This is a genomic window from Actinophytocola xanthii (genome assembly GCF_001921205.1).
Taxonomy (GTDB): Bacteria; Actinomycetota; Actinomycetes; order Mycobacteriales; family Pseudonocardiaceae; genus Actinophytocola; species Actinophytocola xanthii.
Genome location: NZ_MSIE01000014.1, coordinates 182,483 through 189,038, shown reverse-complemented (window position 1 = coordinate 189,038; position 6,556 = coordinate 182,483). Strand labels below are relative to the sequence as shown.

The 6,556-nt window shown below is 71.7% G+C and carries 4 protein-coding genes; 2 read left to right on the top strand and 2 right to left on the bottom strand.

The genetic code is table 11. The annotated features are described in order from the left end of the window. Nucleotides 1-246 precede the first annotated feature (246 nt). Together BU204_RS10160 and BU204_RS10155 are read right to left on the bottom strand one after the other, a co-directional pair. Nucleotides 247-672 carry a winged helix-turn-helix transcriptional regulator gene (locus BU204_RS10160; RefSeq protein ID WP_075125333.1) on the bottom strand — a complete coding sequence of 142 codons (426 nt, stop codon included), beginning with the start codon at nt 670-672 and terminating at the stop codon, nt 247-249. 387 nt (nt 673-1,059) lie between these two features. Continuing rightward, nucleotides 1,060-2,103, bottom strand: a complete 1,044-nt coding sequence (locus tag BU204_RS10155) for an LLM class flavin-dependent oxidoreductase (RefSeq protein ID WP_075125332.1) — start codon at nt 2,101-2,103, stop codon at nt 1,060-1,062. A gap of 53 nt (nt 2,104-2,156) precedes the next feature. Here BU204_RS10155 and BU204_RS10150 point away from each other — a divergent pair, with 53 nt between their 5' ends. Continuing rightward, on the top strand, nt 2,157-3,716 hold the full coding sequence (locus BU204_RS10150; RefSeq protein ID WP_075125331.1) for a Na+/H+ antiporter: 1,560 nt from the start codon (nt 2,157-2,159) through the stop codon (nt 3,714-3,716). A gap of 87 nt (nt 3,717-3,803) precedes the next feature. Then, nucleotides 3,804-6,548, top strand: coding sequence for an alpha-amylase family glycosyl hydrolase (locus tag BU204_RS10145; protein ID WP_075125366.1), 2,745 nt, complete (start codon nt 3,804-3,806; stop codon nt 6,546-6,548). Nucleotides 6,549-6,556 lie beyond the last annotated feature (8 nt).

Here is a 6,556-nt window from a genome sequence, read left to right as displayed (position 1 = left end):
CCTGATCCGCACCAGATAGCTGTCCTTGACCGCACCAGGCCGGCCGACGCCAAGCACCGTTCCGACCTCGGGCGCCGCCGGGGCAGCGACCGCCGGCGCGGCTAACCCCACGACGGCCGCCGCCGCCACGAGCCCTAAACCCACTACGCGAGAGATCAGTTTGCTACTCATCCGGCGCACTCCTCCACTCGGCCGAACCGTTCCGGGCGAAGCATCGTCCGATCGGGGGAAGAGTTGAGAAAATCGTCAGCTCGGCGGCAACGAGCTTGAGTCGTCGTGCTTGGCCGCCGCGTAGGCGGCGCGGGCGCTGTTCAGCTCGCCGCGGTGGTCCTCGGCCCACTTGGCCAGCGGCAGCAGCGCTCGCAGCAGCGACCGACCCATGGGCGTGAGCTGGTACCAGGTGGACCCGAAGGTGCTCGGCCGGTCGATCTTGACCACCAGGCCGTCGCGCTGCATCCGGTGCAGGGTGTCGGTGAGCACCTTCTGCCGGAGCGGGCGCTCGTGGGTGACCCAGCCGAGACGCTCCTCGGTCCGGTTGATGTGCTCGAGCAGTCTGGAGTAGGTCATCGGCCGGGCGGTCAGCGACGCCAGCACGGCGGTCACCCACTGGCCGGACAGCGCGCCCATGGCCTCGTGGATGCCGTGGCGGTACGGCAGGCTCTCGTCGCTCATCTCATCCCACCCTCGGGCCGACACCAGTGTGCCCGATCGACTTCGCTCCGTGGTCGGTTACTACCGCCAAGTACGTTACTCCGGAGGAGTGAATGCCTCGGAAGAAGACCAGGTGGCGGGGTAGGTACTCCGGGGTTGTCCGGCAACGCACCTTGCAGTGCGCCGAGGCCCGCGGTGTACGAATCACCCTGCCGCGGCGGTTCGGTCGCGGCTCGGGGAGCCGGGGCGACGGTGACACCGACGAATCCGAGCCGCGGGCAACCATCCTTGCCCGCGTTGTCGGTGTCACCGTCACCCTGCCCTCCGGCAGGACTGGACCGCCGCAGCCCAGCCGCCGCCGGTGATCGCGATGTTGAGGGGATCACCGGCGGCCGGCATCCGCCCGGCTCAGCGAAGCGTTCCGACGACCTTCTCGGCGACCAGCTCGAAGGACCGGATCCGGTCGTCGACGTCGTAGACCATGGTCGTGAGCATCAGCTCGTCGACCCCCGTGCGCGCGACCAGCTCACCGAGCCGGCGGCGCACCGTCTCCACCGACCCGACCGCCTGGTCGGCGAACCGGTCCTCGGTGAACGCGCGCTCCTGCTCGCTGAACGGGTAGGCCGCCGCCTCCTCCGGGGTGACCAGGGCCTCGGGCATCCCCGTACGCAGCTTGAGAAAGGCCAGGGCGCCCGGACCGGACAGGTAGCGGGCCTGCTCGTCGGTGTCCGCGCAGATCACGTTGACCGCGATCGAGGCATAGGGGCGCTCCAGCCAGCGGGAGGGGCGGAAGTTCGCGCGGTACAGCTCGAGGGCCGGCACCGTGTTGGCCGAGCTGAAGTGGTGGGCGAAGGAGAACGGCAGCCCGAGCAGGCCGGCGAGCTGCGCGCTGAAGCCGGACGAGCCGAGCAGCCAGATCGCGGGCTCGTTCCCCCGGCCCGGCACGGCGACGATCCGGTCGTCCCGTCCCTCGAAGTAGGCGATCAGGTCGGCGAGCTCCTGGGGGAACCCCTCGGCGGACAGGCCCGCCATCGTGCGCCGCAGGGCGAGCGCCGTGCGCTGGTCGGTGCCGGGAGCGCGCCCGATCCCGAGGTCGATCCGCCCCGGGTGCAGCGCCTCCAGCGTGCCGAACTGCTCGGCGACCACGAGCGGGGCGTGGTTGGGCAGCATCACCCCGCCCGACCCGACCCGGATGGTCGAGGTCGCCGCGGCCAGGTGGGCGATGAGCACCGCGGGGGCGGAGCTGGCGATCGAGGGCATGTTGTGGTGCTCGGCGACCCAGATCCGCCGGTACCCCAGCTCCTCGACACGCCTGGCGAGCGCGGTCGTGGCGGCAAGCGCCTCGGTCGCGGTGGCCCCCTTGGCCATCGGGGCGAGCTCCAGGACGGACAGCGGCACATCTATCGCAGACACACCTGCGCCAACCCGGCGCGGCCGCGGTTTCTTCCCCATGTGGCAGGTCACACCCGTGCGCGGGGCGCGGTGGGGAAACTACGGTTGTCGGCGTGTACGACCCCAAGGCCTTGCTCACCCTCGTGCTCATCGGCGCGGCGATCCTCGTCGGCGCCTCGCTCGCCCGGCGCAGCGGCCAACCCGTCGTGCTGCTCACCGCCGGCGTGCTGCTCAGCCTCACCCCGGCCCTGCACGACTTCGCGGTCGCGCCGGAAGTGGTGATCCTGCTGTTCCTGCCGGCGATCCTGTACTGGGAGTCGCTGACCACCTCGCTGCGGGAGATCCGGGCGAACCTGCGGGTGGTCCTGCTCACCGCGATCGTGCTCGTGCTGATCACCGTGCTCACGGTGGCAGTGGTGGCGCACGCCCTCGGGCTGCCGTGGCCGATGGCCTTCGTGCTCGGCGCGGTCGTCGCGCCGACCGACGCCACCGCCGTCGCCTCGGTGGGTGGCCGGCTCAGCCACCGCCAGCTGACCACGCTCCGGGCGGAGAGCCTGATCAACGACGGCACGGCACTGGTGGTGTTCGCGATCGCGGTCTCGGTGGCCACCGGTGAGCGCGAGCTCACCTGGTACGGCCCGCTCGGCGAGTCCGCGCTGAGCTACCTGGGCGGCGGCGCGGTGGGGCTGGCGGTTGCCTGGCTGTCGATGCTGGTGCGCCGGGTCGTGAACGGCACTCTGTTGGAGAGCGGGATCAGCGTGCTCACCCCGTTCGTCGCGTTCCTGCTGGCCGAGGAGATCCACGCCTCGGGTGTGTTGGCGGTCGTGGTCGCCGGGCTCGCGCTCAGCCAGCTCGGCCCGCGCTCGATCTCGGCCCGTACCCGGTTGCAGACCTACGCGTTCTGGCAGGTCACCACGTTCCTGCTGAACGCGGCGTTGTTCGTGCTGGTCGGCCTCCAGCTGCTGCCCGCGCTGCGCGAGCTGGACGGCGACCTGGACCAGGCGCTCTGGCTCGCCCTCGCCGTCGCCGGCACCGTGATCGGCACCCGGCTGCTGTGGGCCTACACCGTCCCCTACCTGATCCGGGCGATCGACCGCCGCCCGCAGCAACGCCTGCGCCGGGTCGGAGCCAGACACCGCCTGCCCAACGCCTGGGCCGGCTTCCGGGGCGCGGTGTCGCTGGCCGCCGCGCTCGCCGTGCCCGGCACGCTCCCCCACCGGGACGAGGTCATCGTCGTGACCTTCGGGGTCATCCTGGTCACCCTGGTCGTGCAGGGGCTGACCCTGCCCGCCGTGCTGCGCTGGGCCAACCTGCCCGCCGACCGCAAGCTCGAGGAGGAGTACCGGCTGGCCCTGCGCCTGGCCACCGAGGCAGGCCTCGCCGCGCTGCCCGAGGCCGCCGACCGCCTCGGGGTCTCCGAGGGCGCCCGCGGCCGCCTCACCTCGGACTACGAGGCGAAACTGCACCGCCTCTCGCTTGGCGAGGACGACCAGGAGGAACCCGACGAGCGGATGGAGGCCGAGCTGCTGCGCAACGAGCTGCTGCCAATCAAGCGCGCCACGGTCGTCGCACTGCGCGACCAGCACGTGATCAGCGACACCGTGCTGCTGCGGGTGCAGGCCCTGCTCGACGCGGAGGAGAACCGGATCAACCCGCCGTCCACTGTCGACTGAGCACGAACACCGAATGCCCTGGTTGGCCGTCGCCGGCCGCCCGCGGAGCGGCTAGGGTCCGCTCCAGCCGCACCAATGGAGGGCAGCATGTCAGTCCGTCGCGCCGCGGTGGCGCTGCTGGTTCCGCTCGTCGCAGCCGGGCTGGCCGCGCCACCGGCGACCGCGAGCGCCGGGCAGGGGCCGCGGGCCCTGCACTCGCTCCGCGCACCGGTCACCGACGAGAACTTCTATTTCGTCATGGCCGACCGGTTCGCCAACGGCGACCCCGGCAACGACCGCGGCGGGCTGGCGGACGACCCGCTCGTGTCGGGCTTCGACCCGACCCGGAAGGGCTTCTACAACGGCGGCGATCTCCAGGGGCTGCGGGAGCGGCTGGACTACATCCAGGGCCTGGGCACCACCTCGATCTGGCTGACGCCCAGCTTCAAGAACAAGCCTGTGCAGCCGGAGGACGGTCCCTCGGCCGGCTACCACGGCTACTGGATCACCGACTTCACCCAGATCGACCCGCACCTGGGCACCAACGAGGACCTCGCGGAGCTCGTCGAGGACGCGCACGAGCGCGGCATGAAGGTCTACTTCGACATCATCACCAACCACACGGCCGACGTGATCGGGTACGCCGAGGGCGCCCGCATGCCCTACCGGTCCAAGGACGTGGCGCCCTACCGGACCGCCTCGGGTGAGGTGTTCGACGACCGCGACCACGCCGGGACCGGTGAGTTCCCCGAGCTGGACGCGGAGACCTCGTTCCCGTACACGCCGGTGCTCGACCCGGCCGAGCGGGACCTGAAGGTGCCGGCCTGGCTCAACGACGTGACGCTCTACCACAACCGGGGCGACACGACTTTCGTCGGCGAGAACTCCCAGTACGGCGACTTCTTCGGCCTCGACGACCTGTTCACCGAGAACCCGCGGGTCGTCGACGGGATGGCCGAGGTCTACGAGCGGTGGATCGCGGACTTCGGCATCGACGGCTTCCGGATCGACACGATGAAGCACGTCGACGACGCCTTCTGGCAGTCCTTCGGTCCCCGCGTGCTGGCGTGCGCCAAGCAGCAGGGCAAGCGCGAGTTCTTCATGTTCGGCGAGGTCTTCGACACCTCGAAGGACTACACGTCGCACTTCACCACGGCCGGCCGGATGCAGGCGGTGCTGGACTTCCCGTTCCAGGCGGCCGCCCGCGGGTTCGCCTCGGGCGGCGCGGCGACCGACGAGCTGGCCCGGTTCTTCGCCGACGACGACTGGTACACCGACGCCGACTCGAACGTCTACCAGCTGCCAACGTTCCTCGGAAACCACGACATGGGGCGGTTCGGCGGCTTCGTGGTCGCGGACAACCCCGGCGCCGGGGACCGCGAGTGGGTCGCTCGGGACCGGCTCGGCCACGAGCTGATGTACTTCTCCCGGGGCAACCCGGTGATCTACTACGGCGACGAGCAGGGCTTCACCGGGCCCGGCGGTGACCAGGACGCGCGGCAGACGCTGTTCGCCTCCCGGGTCCCCGACTACCTCGACGACGACCTGCTCGGCACCGCGGCGACGCACGCGGGCGACAACTACGACACCGGCCACCAGCTGTACCGGGCGATCAGCCGGCTGGCGTCGGTCACCGACCGGCACCCGGCGCTGCGCGACGGGACCCAGCAGCACCGGCTGTCCTCCCCGCAGGCCGGGGTCTACGCGTTCTCCCGGATCGAGCGCTCGCGGCAGCGTGAGTACGTCGTGGCGCTGAACAACAGCGAGACGGCCACGACCGTCCGAATTCCGACCTACGCGAAGAACGGCTCCTACCAGCTGGTGTACGGCTCCGGCCCGGTGCGTGCGCGGTCGGACCGGGCCGGCGCGCTCGGCCTGACCGTGCCCGCGCTGTCCACCGTGGTGTACGCGCTGGACGGCCGGATCCCGCGGTCGACAGCGGCACCGCGCATCTCGCTGTTCAACCCGCAGCCGGCGGCCGACTCCCGGGGCCGGATGCAGGTTGTCGCCGACGTCCAGGGCTCCTCGCTGTACGAGGTGACCTTCGAGGCGCGGGTCGCCGGGGGCCGGTGGACGCCGATCGGCACCGACGACAACGCGCCCTACCGGGTGTTCCACGACGTGTCCTCGGTCCAGCCGGCCACCCCGGTGGAGTACCGCGCGGTCGTGCTGGACAACGCAGGGCACACGCGGTCCAGCGGCACCGTCCGCTCCCGGGTCCCGGCGCCGACCCTGACCATCGAGGCGCCGGCCGAGGGCGGCGGGGTACGCGGCACGGTCGAGGTGCGCGCGGTGGCCGACCCCGAGCGGGCCTCGCACGTGGTGCGGTTCGAGCGCAGCGTCGACGGCGGACCGTGGACCACGGTCGGCACCGACGAGACCTCCCCCGCCTACACCGTGTTCGACGACCTGACCCCGCTGGGGCTGGCGGCTGGAACGCCGGTCGCCTACCGCGCCTGGCTCGCCGGCGGGGTGGTCTCGGCGACCCGCACGGTCCGCTACGCCGGCCCGCCGCTCGAGGTGGCGACGCTGCGCTACCACCGGCCGGCCGGGGACTACGGGCAGTGGGGCCTGCACCTGTGGGGGGACGCGGTCGACCCGGCGGTCCTGGCCCAGGTCGCCTGGGACCGGCCGTGGCAGCCCACCCGGATCGAGGACGGCTGGGCGGTCTACGAGATCCCGCTGGTCGAGGACACCAAGCCGGTCAACTTCATCATGCACCTGCCGAACGGCGACACGGTCCCGGACTCGCGGGAGCCGGGCGGGGACCGCTCGTTCCTGCCGATCGACACGCCCGAGGTGTGGATCGAGCAGGGCGACCCGGTCGTCCACCCCGGACGGCCCGGCGGCTGACCTTATCC